We start from the raw sequence: 15493 nt of genomic DNA on the forward strand, positions 1-15493 counted from the left end.
CGTGTGAAGCGTTGGAGGGCACAGGTGCGCTGAAGATTCAATCCAGACGCCAGACCCGTCACAAGGCCTGATGGCACGCTCACGCAAATCGTTGCGAGAGCCGGATAACCTGTCGGGCGATATACGCACCGCTGACAATCACCCCGAACAACCGCAACGTCTGCATGGCCAGCACAAAGCCCACGTCCGAGTGAGTATCGATGGCGATGATCGCCATCGCGTCCAGCCCGCCCGGACTGGTGGCCAGATACACCGAGAGGAAATCCTTGCCCATCATCTCGGCGATGACCCAGGCCGACAGTGCGCACAACAGAATCAGCACCAGCGCACCGGCAATCATCGCGGGCAGCCGTCGCCAGACGTAGTTGATGGTGATGCGATCAAAGCGCAAGCCGATGTAGCTGCCAATCGCGCCGTAGGCAATGGCCAGCAACCAGGTGGGCAGGGTGATCTGCAGCAGGCCGCTCAATTGCAGCGCGCCGCCGAGCAGCAAAGGTACGAGCAAGGCGCCGGCAGGCAAGCGACTGCCAAGTGTTACGCCGACCGCGATCACCAGCAGGCTCAAACCGAGGTTCAGCAGGTTCATGCCGTGCAGCAGCGCCTCGGTGCTGTGGGCGTCCGAGCCGCCGGCGTCTGCGCCGATCAACCGGCTGACCAGCGCACCGACCATCACCACGCACACCACTCGTACGTACTGCATGGTCGCCACCACCCGGGAGTCCGCGCCATAGTCCTCGGACATCGCGACCATGGCAGACGCCGCGCCCGGCGAAGTGCCCCACGCGGCGGTGCTGCTTTGTATGCCGCCCCAGCGGGCCATGGCAATCCCCACCACCGCGCTTAACGCAACGGTGAGCACCGTGGCAAACACCATGACGTGCCAGGACTCCATCGCGGTGAGCAGAACGCCCAGTGTCATGGAGTGGGCGACCAGCACGCCTACCGTGCCCTGCCCAAGACGAAACACATGCTTGTTCAAGCGAATGCTGGCCCCGGCGACGCCCAAGCCGATCGCCACCAGCATAGGGCCGAGAAACAGCGCGGCGGGGACGTTGAAGTACTTGAACAGCTGGCCAGCGCTACCGGCCATCAGAATGAGCAACAACCATTGTATGAGCGGTGGCTGTTGGGCGAGGGCGAACGAGGCGGGGCGGGGCAACGCGGATCTCCAGAGCATTGGCTTTTCCTGAAAGGACAGTCCTGAGCGGTGCTTCCGTGCCGGGTGCAGTTCCAATGAGCCGAAGTATCGACAGCTGAATCGATCAAGTCTATTTTCTAATAATCATGAATCGATAACTTTGGTTGATATATGGACCTGCGTGACCTCACCTACTTCGAAACCATCGCCGAGCTTGGTCATCTGGGGCGCGCAGCGGAAAGACTCAATCGCAGCCAGCCGGCGTTGACCAAGAGCATTCAGCGACTGGAGGAGTCCTTCGGGACCAAGCTGTTTCAGCGCGATGGCCGCAGAATCAAACTGACGCCGGTCGGCGAGTTGTTGCAGGCCCGGGGCAAGGTGCTGCAGCAAAGCATCGCCCAGACCCAGCGTGAGGTGCGCGATTTTGCCAGTGGCGCGGTAGGCGATATCCGTCTGGGCTGTGCGGCGACCATGGCCGAATACCTGTTGCCGGAGTTGACCAATACGCTGCTCAAGCGCTCGCCGCAGGTCACACTGAAGCTGGTCATCGGCCAGGACGACATGCTGCGCGAGCAACTGCGCTCCGGGCATCTGGACATGATCATTTGCGCCCAGCGCAGCGCCGAGGAGGAGTTCACGTTTTACCCGATTCTCACGGACGAGGCGGTGGTGATTGCCAGCCGAAACCATCCCATCTTCAAGGCACCGTTTGAGATGAAAGATCTGTGCCGCTACCGCTGGGTGTTGCCGCCGGCCGGGGTGTCCTCACGCATCTGGGTCGACGACGCCTTTGCCCGTCATGATTTGCCGTTGCCGGAGGTGCAGATTGAAGCCAATTCCATCTCGCTGCTGCCGCGTCTCATCGCTCAGACCAGCCTGCTGAGTTTTATTGCCAGGGAAACCCTCGAGTTCGGCAAAAACATGCAGGACCTGCGCGAGGTAGTGCTGGAGCAGACCACCATGGCAAGGACGATCTGCGTGATGTTGCGCCGCGAGGGCTACCTGTCGCCCGCCGCCCACGCCATGGTGCAGATGCTGCGCGATGACGGCGGCTCGTTCCTCAATTGGTCCTGAACAATGCCCCGAGCCGTGCTTTTCGGCGGTCAGCTGGGTTAGCCTGCGCAGAGACCCTTTATCCACGGAGCAGCAAGATGCCGAAACCACACATCCAGCTTGGAACACCCGTTGGACCTTATGCTGCGAGTGACGATGACCTGCATCACGGCGGTGATCAATCGCCGCTCAATGACGCCGATTCAGACGAAGACCGCGACCCCGAGGGCGAGCTTGATCTGACCGAGCTCGACCTTGACGGCTTCGCCGACGCCGACAAGCTGGACATCGGGTCGGCCAATTTGAGCTAGTCAGTCTCGCGCCCACTCTTATTGCTTTTGAATGCGCAGAACTACGCGCTATGCAGCCAGCGGTTGCCGCAGACAACTGTAGAACCGCGCTTGCCCGCGAAAGCTTCGTGTCAGCTAAACATGCGTAACTGACACACCGTCTTCGCGGGCAAGCGCGCTTCTACAGGATGTTGCGCTCGTCAGCCATAAACGCAGCCAGCGCTGCAATCGCTTGTTCTGGCGTCGCGCTGCTGCCGGTCCAGGTGCAGGCCAGCATCAAGTTGCGCGGCAGACCGAAATCCTCCACCTGAAACCCCTGCGCATCGAACCCCTCTGCGTCGTGGGCGATCTGTTCGCGCAGCGACCCGCTGCCCTCAAAGTAAACCCAGACCGGCTTGCCCAACGCCACGGCCATGCCCACCTCGAACACCGTGCCTGAATCCGGCTCGGCACCCCGGAATACGTTCAGATTAGCCAGTACCGCATCGCATCGTCTGATCATCGCCATGTTGGCGCTGCAGATGATCGCAGCCGTTTCATCAGGCCTTAGCCCGGACGGCACCTCATTGTCGAAGGGATAAAGACCCAGCAGGCCGTGCTGCTCACACAGGCTTTTCAGGTAGCGACCGTGTTCGACGGCATCAGCGCGAAACACGTCGAAACCGGCGAGGTAAACCAGGGGTTGTTCGGGCACTGGCATGGCTGCCTCCTCAAAAATGGGTAGGCGAAGTCTAACTGCTCAGCGCCGCCGTTGATCGGGCCAGCGGCCTCCTAAGCCGGGCAGGGCTGGAATCTGTACGGATAACCAGTATCCTGAGGCCTTTCTCGGCCGCCTCTACGTGACCTCGCTGTGAGTATTTCTCCCCTCGACAATCCGTTTTACTACCTGGAAAACTTCCGCCAGGTGCTGAACTGGATCGCCCAGCGTTACGACGACCTGCTTGATGATGACGAGCGTGGGTTTATCAACGACTTTGCGCGGCTGCCGCAGCCGGCTCAGGCCCTGTTGGTGCGAATGGTCATGCGCAAGGGCACGCTGTTTCGGGCCAGCAAACTCGATTACGCCGAGATTGGCGATGTCCGGCTCGCTGCCGCTCCGTTGCTGGCGTCCGGTTGGGTCGACGGTCAGCCGCCGCTTGATTTGCACGCGTTGTTCGCTTTGTTGCGCAAAGACGAACTGGGCCAGTGTTTCAAGGCCCATGGCGTCAAAAGCGCCGAGAAAAAATCCGACCTGTTGCAGCGCCTGCTGCCCCTGTATGGGTCGCCTCAGCGACTGGAAGAATGGTTTGCCGGGTTCGAGGAAGTGGTCTTTGCGCTTCAGGTGATGCCGCTGTGTGATCGGCTTCGCTTGCTGTATTTCGGCAATCTCTATCAGGAATGGTCGGAGTTTGTCCTGGCGGACCTGGGCATTTATCGCTACGAAAAAGTAGAGTTTTCAGTCGAGTCCCGTGGCATCAACCAGCGCGCTGACATCGACATCTGCGTGCACCTGCACACTTGCCGTCAGGCGCTGGATGCGGGGCTGCCGCTGGCCGAGCTGGCCGAACAGGCTCTGGCGGTTCAGACCGACAATCCCTGGCTGGCCATGCGGCGTGCCAAGCTGTTGTTCAAGATCGGACAGCAGGCCGAGCGCGAGCAGGACTGGCCCCTGGCGCTCAGTGTCTATGCCCAGTCCAGCTACCCCGGCGCCCGGGTGCGCCGTATCCGCGTATTGGAGCGCAGTGAGCAGTTCAGTGAAGCGATGACGCTGTTGCTCAACGCGCGGTCGACCCCCGAAAACGATGAGGAAACCCAGCATTTGTTGCGGATCGAACCTCGCCTGAAACGCAAGTTGGGCGAGGGCAGCGTGCAAAAAAGAGCCAAACGCACGGTCAGCCGGCTCGACTTGAGCGTGTTGCCACTCCCGGATCACAGCGTCGAGCGGCTGATCCAGCAGCACCTGGCGGAAGAGGGCAGCGAGGTGCATTACGTCGAGAACGCGCTGGTCAATTCATTGTTCGGGCTGCTCTGTTGGCCGGCCATCTTTGCACCGCTGCCGGGAGCGTTTTTTCATCCCTTCCACAGCGCGCCGAGTGATCTTTACAGTCCGGATTTCTACCAGCGGCGCGCGGCCTTGTTCGATCAATGCCTGGCGAAGCTCGACGATCAGGGTTACGAAGCAGCGATCCGTGATACCTATGCGAGCAAGTTTGGCCTGCAATCCCCCTTTGTTTTCTGGGGCACCTTGACCCCGGAACTGCTGGATCAGGCGCTGCACTGCTTGCCGGCGCAGCACCTCAAACGTTGGTTCCGACGTTTGTTGCAAGACATCAAAGCCAACCGCACCGGCATGCCCGATTTGATCCAGTTCTACCCCGAGCAACGCCGCTATCGGATGATCGAAGTCAAAGGCCCGGGCGATCGGCTGCAGGACAACCAGCTGCGCTGGATCGATTTCTGCGCCGAGCACGAAATGCCTGTGGTGGTGTGCTACGTGAAATGGGCGGAAGACGAAGCCCGCGCCGCCGGTTGAAGCCGGATAAACCCGCCGGATGATCGCCGGCTTGCTGGCGAACCCGGCGGACAGTCACCCTCGCCGCAGCTGACACACCTTCATCTGTAGGAGCCGGCTCGCTGGCGAACGCGTCAAGCCAGTCACCCCGCCGTTGCGGTGCTATTGCGGTTCGCCAGCAAGCCGGCTCCTACAGATTCGTGTAGGCCGCAGGTTTCTATATGCCGCAGATTCCTTGGGCGGCCTGGATCTGTTGTAGGAGCGCGCTTGCCCGCGAAAAATACCAGCCCGCGATATCGCCCAACCTGACCCACCGCGTTCGCCGGCTTGGCGAACGGGTCAAGCCGTTCAACCGCGCCGCAGCTGAAACACCTCCATCTGTAGGAGCCGGCTTGCTGGCGAACGGCGTCATGCCGTTCAACCGCGCCGTAGCTGACACACCTCCATCTGTAGGAGCCGGCTTGCTGGCGAACGCGTCATCCCATTCACCCTCAACGTTGCGGTGCTATCGCGGTTCGCCTGCACGCCGGCTCCTGTAGATTCGCGTCGCAGCCAGCTTCGCCTTACCGCTTCGCCTTCTTCGGCGCTGCCGGCAACGGCGCGAACAGCGCAGCGATGTCATCGTCCTGCAGCTTCCAGTCTCCGGCCGTGCGGCCATCGAGCACACCGGCTGCCAACGCAGACTTTTCCTGCTGCAGGTGCTGGATTTTCTCCTCCACCGTGCCACGGGCGATCATCTTGTAGACGAAAACCGGCTTGTCCTGACCGATTCGGTACGCACGGTCGGTGGCCTGATTCTCTGCCGCCGGGTTCCACCAAGGGTCGTAGTGAATCACCGTGTCGGCTGCCGTCAGGTTCAGGCCCGTGCCACCCGCTTTCAGACTGATCAGGAAGATCGAGTGCTTGCCGTTCTGGAAATCCTGCACCGGGACACGCCGGTCCTTGGTCTTGCCGGTCAGCAGGGAGTAAGCAATCCCGCGCTGTTTGAGTTCCGCTTCTATCAACTCCAGCATCGAAGTGAACTGCGAAAACAGCAGGATCTTTCGGTTTTCGGCAAACAGCTCTTCCAGCATCTCCATCAGGCTGTCGAGCTTGCCCGAGCTCGACTGGCGCGGGCCGAGCGGTGCGCTCTTCACCAACCGCAAGTCACAGCAGACCTGACGCAGCTTGAGCAACGCCTCGAGGATGATGATCTGGCTACGCCCCACGCCCTTGAGGGTAATCTCGTCGCGGACCTTCTTGTCCATCGCCAGGCGCATGGTTTCGTACACGTCGCGCTGGGCATCGTTGAGCTCGACCCAGTGGACGATCTCGGTCTTGGGCGGCAACTCGGTCGCCACCTGTTCCTTGGTCCGACGCAGCAGAAACGGCTTTATCCGCGCGTTGAGGTGCTCCAGGCGCTGTTCATTGCCAAACTTCTCGATCGGGTTGCGGTAGTTGCTGTTGAACTGCTTGGCATCGCCCAGCCAGCCGGGCATCAGGAAATGGAACAGCGACCACAGCTCGCCCAGGTGGTTTTCCAGCGGCGTGCCGCTCAGGCAGAGGCGCTGACGGGCATTCAGCTGACGCGCCGCCTGCGCCGCTTTGCTGTTGGGGTTCTTGATGTATTGCGCTTCGTCGAGCACCAACACATGCAGCAACTGCTGGCTGAGGACTTCCACGTCCCGCGGCAGCAGGGCATAGGTGGTCAGAATCAGGTCGTAATCCTGCAGGTGTTTGAAATCCTGATGGCGCTGGGTCCCAAACAGGGCCAGTACCTTGAGCTGCGGCGTAAAATGCTTCGCTTCGTCCATCCAGTTGGGAATCAGGCTGGTGGGCATTACCACCAGCGCAGGGCGATCAAGGCGTCCGGCCTGCTTTTCCACCAGCAGATGCGCCAGGGTCTGCAGTGTCTTGCCCAGCCCCATGTCATCGGCGAGCACGCCGCCGACCTCCAGTTCGCGCAGCGCCTGCATCCAGCTCAGGCCTTCAAGCTGATAGGGTCGCAACGTCGCGTTAAGGCCCTGGGGCGCCTCACCTCGGGCATCCTTGATGTTCACCAGCCGTTCGGAGAACTGGCGCAGCCGATCACCGCCTTGCCAGATCAGCGGCAGGTCATCGAGCTGCATCAGCCTTGCAGCGTCAGCGGTGTTCAGGCGGATCGCGTTGTTGCCGTCTTCACGCCAATAAAAGTCACCAAGCGTCGCCAGCACCGGCTTCAGCCGACCGTAGGGCAGGGCGACCTGAATCGGCACGCCGCCGCGCTGGGTGAAATGGTTGAGCTGCACCAGCAGTTGCTCGTCGTCGCGGCGCTTGGCGATGCCGCTGGCGGTCATCAATTCAGGATGGGTGCGCAGCAGGTTAATCAGGATCGGCAGCAGGCTCAGCCGCTCGCCGTTGACGATGATGCCCAGCTCCAGATCGAACCAGTCGCGCTCGGGCTCGTCGGTGACAGTGGCGTACCAGTCATCCACCGGCGTGACATCAAAACCGAAATCTTCGCTCATCTCGATCTGCCAGCCCTCGGCGCGCAGCCGCGGCAAGTCGTCGAGGATGAAACTCAGCCAGGCACGATCAGTGGGCAGCTCGAACATCTCGCCAGCGCTGTCGGGCAATGCCTTGCTCTGCCGCGTTGCGATGCGAAACCCCAGCTCCTGAAGCTGCTTGCGATACTCGCCCTCGCGCTCCGGATGGCGACGCATGCGCAGCGTTTCGTCCGGCAGGTGCCAGAGAATGTCCCCGCCACGGCCCGGTGCCGGCACGCCGCTGACGTAGGATTCGCGATAGCGGAATGCCAAGGCAGCGCGGTGTTGAATGTGCCGCTGCATCTTGCCGTTGCGCGGCTCGTAGGCGCTGTACTCGAAGCTGGCGAGGATCAGCCGCGGCTCGGGCTTGATGTTCTTCTCCAGGCGCTCGGGCAGTTTGGGTTTTGCCTCGACCGTGGGTCTGCGCGCCGCCGACTGATTGTCAACGGCCGAAAGAATCCCGGCGTTGTTCTCCGGGTCCTGCAGGAAAAACAGCGCGGCCGCACAATGCTTGCAGTTGTTCCTCACCGGGCAGGTGCATTTGCCGACGATAAAGTTACGCGTGCGCTCGGGGTCTTTGAACAGCAGCGTCTGGGTGTAGATTTCCAGATTCGACCCCCGGCACACCGTACGCACGACGTCGCCGCTCAGGTGTTCGAGCATGACGCGCTTCTGCCGCGTGTATTCGAGGCCGCGCTCGACGCTCTGCGCCTTGAACAGCGGTTCCCATGGCAAGGCCAGGGCTTTTTCGAGAAGAGATGCCACGTCTAGCCCCGCGTCAACGAGGAGGCTGAACGGGAGAAACCTTGATCAGCATGGCCAGGCTTCCGTTGTCCATGTAGGTCAGTTCTCCGTTTCTGACACGAGTGGCCTGGCGCATGCGCTCGCTGGTCACCAGTACCCCGTGGCTGTCCAGCTGGTTGACCCAGAAGTTGGCGTCGATGTCGGTAAAGCGCGCCAGGCCCAGGCTGACCGTGCCTTCGATGGGAAAGTGGCCAAATTGCTCCTGACCGTCACTGATCGCCACTTTGCTCGGCGTCGCGCTGAGGTCTTGCTGCCATGCCTTGTGCAGAAGGACCGTATAACCGTCGCTGGCCCCCAGCTTGGTCACCAGACTGTCCAGCGCCGTGGGCGTCTGGTTGTCCGCACCCAACCGTTGCGCCCCGGCTGCCCAGTCTTCGGGTGCGGGCTGATTGGTAGCCGCCGGCTCGCCATTCTGGCGGAACAGGATCAACTCCACCTGATAGGCGCCATCGGCGAAGGCCAACGGGGCAAACAGCACCAGCAACAGGGCGAGCGAGCGGAACAGACGCATGGTGAATCCTTAAACCGGTTTTTTGGAAGACTGCGGGGTCAGGCGTTCGAACAACGCCTCCAGCGTCGTGAAGCGTTCCTCGGGACGCTCCATCGGCACCATGAATTTGAACAGCGTGGCGCCCTCGAACTTGTAACGCTTGGGCTGGCCCTGGATCAGTTTGATCAGCGTTAACGGGTCCACGGGTGTATCGGCTGCAAACTCGATACGCCCCCCTTGAGGACCAGCGTCGACTTTCTTGATGCCTAGCTGCTCGGCTTTCAGCTTGAGGGACGTCAGGCGCACCAGGTTCTTGGTCGGTTCCGGCAACAGGCCGAAACGGTCGATCATTTCCACCTGAAGGTCCTTGAGGCCGTCTTCGTCAGCGGCGTTGGCGATGCGCTTGTACAGGATCAGCCGCGCATGCACATCGGGCAGATAGTCTTCCGGGATCAGCCCCGGTACGCGCAGATTCACCTCGGGGCCGCCGCCCAGGGGCTGGTCGAGGTTCGGCTGCTCACCCTTGCGGATCGACTTGACCGCACGCTCGAGCATTTCCATGTACAGCGTGAAACCCACCGCCTGAATCTGCCCGCTCTGGCCTTCGCCCAACAGCTCGCCGGCGCCACGGATTTCCAGGTCGTTGGTGGCAAGCACAAAGCCGGCGCCCAGGTCTTGAGTGTTGGCAATCGCCTCCAGGCGCTTCTCGGCATCCGGGGTGATCTGTTTGCGCGGCGGCGTCAGCAGGTAGGCGTAGGCCTGGTGGTGACTGCGTCCGACCCGACCGCGCAACTGGTGCAGCTGGGCCAGACCGAATTTGTCGGCGCGCTCGATGATGATGGTGTTGGCGCTTGGCACGTCGATGCCGGTTTCGATGATGGTGGAGGCAATCAGCACGTTGAAGCGCTTGTGGTAGAAGTCGCTCATGACCTGTTCGAGGTCACGTTCATGCATCTGCCCGTGGCCAATGCCAATGCGCGCTTCGGGCACCAGTTCGGCCAAGTCGGCCGCGCATTTCTCGATGGTCTTCACATCATTGTGCAGGTAGTAGACCTGACCGCCGCGCAGCAGCTCACGCAGCAACGCCTCTTTGACCGTCGGCTTGTTCTGCTCCATGACGAAGGTGCGCACGGACAGACGACGCGCGGGCGGCGTGGCGATGATCGACAAGTCGCGCATACCTGCCACGGCCATGTTCAGGGTGCGCGGGATCGGCGTGGCGGTCAGGGTCAGGATGTCGACCTCGCTGCGCAGGGCCTTGAGCTGCTCCTTCTGCCGCACCCCGAAGCGGTGCTCTTCGTCGATGATCACCAGCCCCAGGTTTTTGATCTTGACGTCGTCTTGCAGCAGCTTGTGCGTACCGATGACGATGTCGATTTTACCCTCGGCCAGATCAGCCACGGCGGCGTTGATTTCCTTCGCGGATTTGAAGCGGCTCATCACCTCGACGGTGACCGGCCAGTCGGCGAAGCGGTCGCGGAAACTGTTGTAGTGCTGCTGGGCGAGGAGGGTGGTCGGTACAAGAATTGCCACTTGCCGGCCACCGTGTACCGCAATGAATGCCGCGCGCATGGCCACTTCGGTCTTGCCAAAGCCGACATCGCCGCAGACCAGGCGGTCCATGGGCTTGGGCGCAAGCATGTCGGCGCGCACGGCCTCAATGGTGGTCTGTTGATCGGGGGTTTCTTCAAAAGGGAAGCCGGCGCTGAAGGTTTCATAATCCAGCTTCGGATCGGCGAACGCGTAGCCTTCGCGGGCGGCGCGGCGGGCGTAGATGTCGAGCAGCTCGGCGGCAACGTCGCGCACCTGTTCGGCGGCCTTGCGCTTGGCTTTCTGCCAGGCCTCGGAACCCAGGCGATGCAAGGGAGCCAGCTCGTCATCGCTGCCGGTGTAGCGGGCGATCAGGTGCAGGTTGGTTACCGGCACATAGAGCTTGGCGTCCTCGGCGTAGGCCAGCATGAGGAACTCGGCGACCTGGTTTTCGACTTCAAGCGTGGCCAGCCCGAGATAACGGCCGACCCCGTGGTCAATGTGCACCACCGGCGCGCCTTCGCGCAGCTCGGCCAGGTTCTTGATGACCGCGTCGCTGGCATGGCTGTCGGCGCGCTTGTCACGGCGGCGACGCTGCATGACCCGCTGACCGAACAGCGGGCTCTCGGCAACCAGCGCCAGAGCGGGCTCGTCCAGCACCAGACCTTCATCCAGCGGTGCGATGGTGATCGCCAGACGCTCCTTGCTGTCGACGAACTCCTGCCAGCTGTCCAGGGTTTTCGGGCGCAGCTTCAGGCGTTCGAGCAATTCCAGCAGCACTTCCCGGCGCCCGGCGGATTCGGCGGTGAACAGCACCCGGCCGGGAAACTCGCTGAGGAAGCCCGATAACGCGGCCAGCGGCTGACTGGCCTTGGCTTCGATGGCCAGGTCAGGCAGCGGCTGCGCCTGGAAACGTTCGCGGCCGACGCCGCTGTCGACGTCGTCCTGACTGACCACCACGCGCGGCCAGCTCTTCAGCCGCGCGAAACAGTCATCGACCGGCAGGAACAGCTCGGCCGGTGGCAGCAACGGGCGTTCGGGATCGACGCGGCGTTCTTCGTAACGGTTGCGCACATCCTTCCAGAACGTTTCAGCCGCAGCTTCAATGCCCGGCAGGGAAAACACCTGGGTGTCCTGCGGCAGGTAGTCGAACAGGGTGGAGGTTTCTTCGAAGAACAACGGGATGTAGTACTCGATGCCAGCCGGCGTGATACCGCTGTTCAAGTCCCGAAAGATCGGGCTGCGGCGGAAATCAACGTCGAAGCGCTCGCGGAATCGCGCCTTGAAGCGGGTGACGGCCTCCTTCTGCAGGGGGAATTCTTTCGCCGGCAGCAGGCGCACCGAATCCACCTTGTCGATGGAACGCTGGGTCTCAGGCTCGAAGGTGCGCAGGGTCTCGATTTCGTCATCGAACAAGTCGATGCGGTAAGGCAGTTTGCTGCCCATCGGAAACAGATCGATCAGCGCGCCACGAACGGTGAATTCGCCGTGCTCGTACACCGTGTCGACATAGCGATAGCCGCTGGCTTCAAGGCGGGTGCGCATGGCTTCGACGTCGAGCTTCTGGCCCACGTCCAAAACCAGGCTGCTGCCCAGCAGGAAGCTCGTGGGTGCCAGCCGGTGCAGTGCGGTGGTGATTGGCACCACCAGCACGCCGTGCACCAGCTCCGGTAGCCGGTAAAGGCTGGCGATGCGCTGGGAGATGATGTCCTGATGCGGCGAGAACAGGTCGTAAGGCAGGGTTTCCCAATCGGGGAAGTGCAGGACCGGTAGATCGGGCGCAAAGAACTTCAGCTCCTGCTCCAGTCGCTCGGCGCTCTGGCTGTCTGCGGTGAGCAACAGGGTGAAGCGTTTCGCGGCGCTGGCAGCCTCGGCGATGGCGAGACTGAGGGCGGCACCGGGCAGATTACCCCAGTGTTGTTTGCCTGCAGCGGCAGGCAGATTCGGGAGGCGCAGAACGGGCACGGAAGTTAAAGCTCCAGGCGTTGCGGCAAAGCCGGGGAGTGTAACTAATCCGCAGAGACGCTGTCAGTTTTGTGCGCTCGCAATTATGTAGTGCTCCACAGTCGGAAAACTCTGGATTGCTCATAAACAAAGGCCTGTGCATAATGTAGTCCCTTTTTTCAGCCCCTACATGTGGAAGGTTCCCGTGACTCAGAAGCCCGACCAGTGTCTTGGTGAATGGATTGATCGTGAAGCCCTTGCCGAGGCGATGATCCCGCTTATCGGTCAGCTCTACCGCAACAATAATGTGGTGAGTTCGATCTATGGCCGCAGCCTGATTAACCGTTCCGTCATCGCGATTCTCAAAGCCCACCGCTTTGCCCGTCACCGTCAGGCTGACGCTACCGAGTTGTCCGTCCACGAGACGTTCCCCCTCGTCAAAGCCATGAGCGAGCTCAAACTGGGCGCCGCCTCGGTGGACCTGGGCAAGCTGGCCGTCAAATTCAAGGCCGAGGGCAATGGCCGCTCCGCCGAGCAGTTCGTCCGCGAAGAAATGGCCGACATCGTCGGTCAGCAGCACTCCGGCGAACGCAAGGGCACCGACGTCGTGCTGTACGGCTTCGGTCGCATCGGCCGTCTGCTGGCGCGCATCCTGATCGAGAAAACCGGTGGCGGCGATGGCCTGCGTCTGCGTGCCATCGTGGTCCGCAAAGGGGCAGAGAACGATCTGGTCAAGCGCGCCAGCCTGCTGCGTCGCGATTCGGTACACGGGCCTTTCGACGGCACCATCACCATCGATGAAGCCAACAACACCATTTGCGCCAACGGCAACCTGATTCAGGTGATCTACGCCAAGAACCCGGCCGAGGTGGATTACACCCAGTACGGCATCAAGGACGCGCTTCTGGTCGACAACACCGGTGTGTGGCGTGATGCCGACGGCCTGGGCCAGCATCTGCAGTGCCCGGGCATCGACCGCGTGGTCCTGACCGCGCCGGGCAAGGGCAAGCTGAAGAACATCGTTCATGGCATCAACCATCAGCAGATCACTGCTGACGACAAGATCATCTCTGCGGCGTCGTGCACCACCAACGCCATCGTGCCCGTGCTCAAGGCGGTCAACGACAAGTTTGGCATCGTCAACGGGCACGTCGAAACGGTTCACTCGTACACCAACGACCAGAACCTGATCGACAACTTCCACAAGGGCGATCGCCGTGGCCGCAGCGCTGCGCTGAACATGGTCATCACCGAAACCGGCGCGGCAACGGCAGCGGCCAAGGCATTGCCTGAGCTGGCTGGCAAACTGACCGGCAACGCGATCCGTGTGCCGACGCCCAACGTGTCGATGGCTATCCTGAACCTGAACCTGGGAACGGCCACCACCCGTGAAGAGATGAACGAATACCTGCGCCACACCGCGCTGTATTCGGATCTGCACAAGCAGATCGACTTCGTCAATTCGCTGGAAGTGGTTTCCACCGACTTCGTCGGCTCGCGCTACGCCGGCGTGGTGGATGCGGAAGCAACCATCGCAATGGACAACCGCGTTGTGCTGTACGTGTGGTACGACAACGAATTCGGCTACAGCTGCCAGGTGGTCCGCGTCATGGAAGAAATGACCGGCGTCAACCCGCCAGCCTTCCCGAAGTAGGTTGAAGCAGCTGCAAGCTGCAAGCGGTCAGCCGCAAGCTGCAAGCAACAAATAAAAACGCCCCGACAAGTTCGGGGCGTTTTTGTTTTACTTGCAGCTTGCAGCTTGCCGCTTAGAGCTTAGAGCTTAAAGCTCTCGGCGATCAGCCGACTGCCGTCACACCCTGAATCCGCGTCTGGCCCTTGCGGAACAGCACCAATGTGGCAACCAGACCCAGTACAGCGGCGCCGCTCAGCCAGATGCCTGGAGCCGCTTTGTTGTCCAGCACGTGAATGAGATAGGTACAGGCTGCCGGGGTGAAGCCACCGAACGTCGCCGTCGCCAGGCTGTAGGCCAGGGAGAAGCCAGTTGTGCGCACTTCAACCGGCATGATTTCGGTCAGCGAAACCACCATGGCGCCGTTGTAGGAGCCATACAGGAAAGACAACCACAGCTCGACCATCAACAGATTGGCAAAGCTTGGGTTGGCGGTCAGCCAGGACAGGGCAGGGTATGCCGTGATAATCGCCAGGATGGTCGCTGCCAGCAGCAGCGGCTTGCGCCCGATCCGGTCCGACAGCGCGCCCATCACGGGCAGCCAGATGAAGTTCGAAATGCCGACGCAGACCGTCACCAGCAAGCTGTCGAGATCAGACAAGTGCAGCTCATTCTTGCCGAAGGTCGGGGTGTAAGCCGTGATCAGGTAAAACGACACAGTGGTCATGACCACCAGCGCCATGCCAGCAACCACCAGGCCGAAGTTCTGCCCGATCGACTTGACCACCTCGCCCAGGCTTGGGCGGTGATGCTGGGCGCGGGCTTCGAACTCGGGGGTTTCTTCCAGCGAGCGACGGATCACGAAAATCGCCGGCACGATCAGGCAGCCAATCAGGAACGGCACGCGCCAGCCCCATTGGCCCATGTCTTCCGGGCTCAGCCAGTGGTTCAGGGCGACGCCAAGCAGGCCGGCGAACACCACCGCTGCCTGTTGGCTTGCCGACTGCCAGCTCACGAAAAAGCCCTTGCGACCCGGCGTGGAGATCTCTGCCAGGTACACCGAAACGCCACCCAGTTCGACCCCGGCCGAGAAGCCTTGCAGCAGCCGGCCCACCAGCACCAGGATCGGTGCGGCAACGCCCAGGGTCGCGTAGCCCGGCACGCAGGCAATCAGCACCGTACCCATGGCCATCATTGCCAGAGTGATAACCAGGCCTTTCTTGCGGCCGTGATGGTCGATGTACGCGCCGAGAAAAATGGCACCCAGAGGGCGCATGAGGAAGCCGGCGCCGAAGGTCGCCAGCGACAGCATCAATGAGGCGAATTCGCTGTCGGCGGGGAAGAAGGTCTTGGCGATGGCCGTGGCATAGAAGCCGTAGACCATGAAGTCAAACATTTCAAGGAAGTTGCCGCTGACAACGCGAAAGATCGCTTTGCCTTTGCCCGTGGTTGAGGCCATCTGGAATTACTCACTTAAGCTGTCTAGCTGGGGGATCCGTTGTATTTATGCGTCCTCTGCCGCAGCGCCCGAGCCTGGTCTCGCGCGCTGCAGATTTGTAACGATATGTGTAAAGACCGCGGATGGCAATGAGAATGCCCCATGCGCGAAACGCCAATGC

Annotated in this window: 10 protein-coding genes; 4 read left to right on the forward strand and 6 right to left on the reverse strand. The window is 61.5% G+C overall.

What is annotated here, in order from left to right; genetic code table 11:
• Positions 1-79: 79 nt before the first annotated feature.
• A complete protein-coding gene (locus tag LT42_RS01230; protein WP_037009231.1) occupies positions 80-1177 on the reverse strand; it encodes an AbrB family transcriptional regulator in 1098 nt (365 codons plus the stop codon).
• A 132-nt stretch (positions 1178-1309) separates the two neighbouring features.
• Here LT42_RS01230 and LT42_RS01235 point away from each other — a divergent pair, with 132 nt between their 5' ends.
• Together LT42_RS01235 and LT42_RS01240 are read left to right on the forward strand one after the other, a co-directional pair.
• The gene (locus LT42_RS01235) at positions 1310-2212 is read left to right on the forward strand and encodes a LysR family transcriptional regulator (RefSeq protein WP_037009233.1); all 903 of its coding nucleotides are present in this window, start codon (positions 1310-1312) and stop codon (positions 2210-2212) included.
• Positions 2213-2289: 77 nt separating this feature from the next.
• Entirely contained in the window at positions 2290-2502 is a 213-nt protein-coding gene (locus LT42_RS01240) for a hypothetical protein (RefSeq protein ID WP_037009235.1), read from the forward strand.
• Between the two features lie 160 nt (positions 2503-2662).
• Here the strand turns inward: LT42_RS01240 and LT42_RS01245 are convergent, their stop codons facing one another.
• Positions 2663-3181 (reverse strand): nucleoside 2-deoxyribosyltransferase, encoded by a 519-nt coding sequence (locus tag LT42_RS01245; protein WP_037009237.1) that lies wholly within the window; start codon positions 3179-3181, stop codon positions 2663-2665.
• Positions 3182-3331: 150 nt separating this feature from the next.
• Here LT42_RS01245 and LT42_RS01250 point away from each other — a divergent pair, with 150 nt between their 5' ends.
• Complete coding sequence (locus LT42_RS01250) at positions 3332-4993, forward strand: VRR-NUC domain-containing protein (protein ID WP_037009238.1); 1662 nt, start codon at positions 3332-3334, stop codon at positions 4991-4993.
• 542 nt (positions 4994-5535) lie between these two features.
• Here LT42_RS01250 and LT42_RS01255 read toward each other — a convergent pair.
• Genes LT42_RS01255 through mfd form a run of 3 tightly spaced genes read right to left on the reverse strand, consistent with a single transcriptional unit; the run spans position 5536 to position 12265 of the window.
• On the reverse strand, positions 5536-8241 hold the full coding sequence (locus LT42_RS01255) for a DEAD/DEAH box helicase (protein ID WP_037009240.1): 2706 nt from the start codon (positions 8239-8241) through the stop codon (positions 5536-5538).
• Between the two features lie 13 nt (positions 8242-8254).
• A complete protein-coding gene (locus LT42_RS01260; protein WP_037009242.1) occupies positions 8255-8791 on the reverse strand; it encodes a CsiV family protein in 537 nt (178 codons plus the stop codon).
• Between the two features lie 9 nt (positions 8792-8800).
• Complete coding sequence (gene mfd / locus LT42_RS01265; RefSeq protein WP_037009244.1) at positions 8801-12265, reverse strand: transcription-repair coupling factor; 3465 nt, start codon at positions 12263-12265, stop codon at positions 8801-8803.
• Between the two features lie 169 nt (positions 12266-12434).
• Between mfd and LT42_RS01270 the strand changes: the two genes are divergently transcribed.
• Complete coding sequence (locus tag LT42_RS01270; RefSeq protein ID WP_037009247.1) at positions 12435-13898, forward strand: glyceraldehyde-3-phosphate dehydrogenase; 1464 nt, start codon at positions 12435-12437, stop codon at positions 13896-13898.
• 142 nt (positions 13899-14040) lie between these two features.
• On the opposite strand, the gene tcuC is transcribed toward LT42_RS01270, so the two are convergent.
• Positions 14041-15333, reverse strand: coding sequence for an MFS transporter (tcuC, locus tag LT42_RS01275; protein ID WP_037009249.1), 1293 nt, complete (start codon positions 15331-15333; stop codon positions 14041-14043).
• Between the last annotated feature and the right edge of the window lie 160 nt (positions 15334-15493).

It is taken from the genome of Pseudomonas lutea (assembly GCF_000759445.1).
Lineage (GTDB): Bacteria > Pseudomonadota > Gammaproteobacteria > Pseudomonadales > Pseudomonadaceae > Aquipseudomonas > Aquipseudomonas lutea.

What these genes read in the sequence shown, in the direction of transcription:
- LT42_RS01270 (WP_037009247.1), top strand. Translation starts at nt 12,435, where the DNA reads ATGTGGAAGGTTCCCGTGACTCAGAAGCCCGACCAGTGTCTTGGTGAA.
- LT42_RS01235 (WP_037009233.1), top strand. Translation starts at nt 1,310, where the DNA reads ATGGACCTGCGTGACCTCACCTACTTCGAAACCATCGCCGAGCTTGGT.
- tcuC (WP_037009249.1), bottom strand. Translation starts at nt 15,333, where the DNA reads ATGGCCTCAACCACGGGCAAAGGCAAAGCGATCTTTCGCGTTGTCAGC.
- LT42_RS01260 (WP_037009242.1), bottom strand. Translation starts at nt 8,791, where the DNA reads ATGCGTCTGTTCCGCTCGCTCGCCCTGTTGCTGGTGCTGTTTGCCCCG.
- LT42_RS01245 (WP_037009237.1), bottom strand. Translation starts at nt 3,181, where the DNA reads ATGCCAGTGCCCGAACAACCCCTGGTTTACCTCGCCGGTTTCGACGTG.
- LT42_RS01240 (WP_037009235.1), top strand. Translation starts at nt 2,290, where the DNA reads ATGCCGAAACCACACATCCAGCTTGGAACACCCGTTGGACCTTATGCT.
- LT42_RS01230 (WP_037009231.1), bottom strand. Translation starts at nt 1,177, where the DNA reads ATGCTCTGGAGATCCGCGTTGCCCCGCCCCGCCTCGTTCGCCCTCGCC.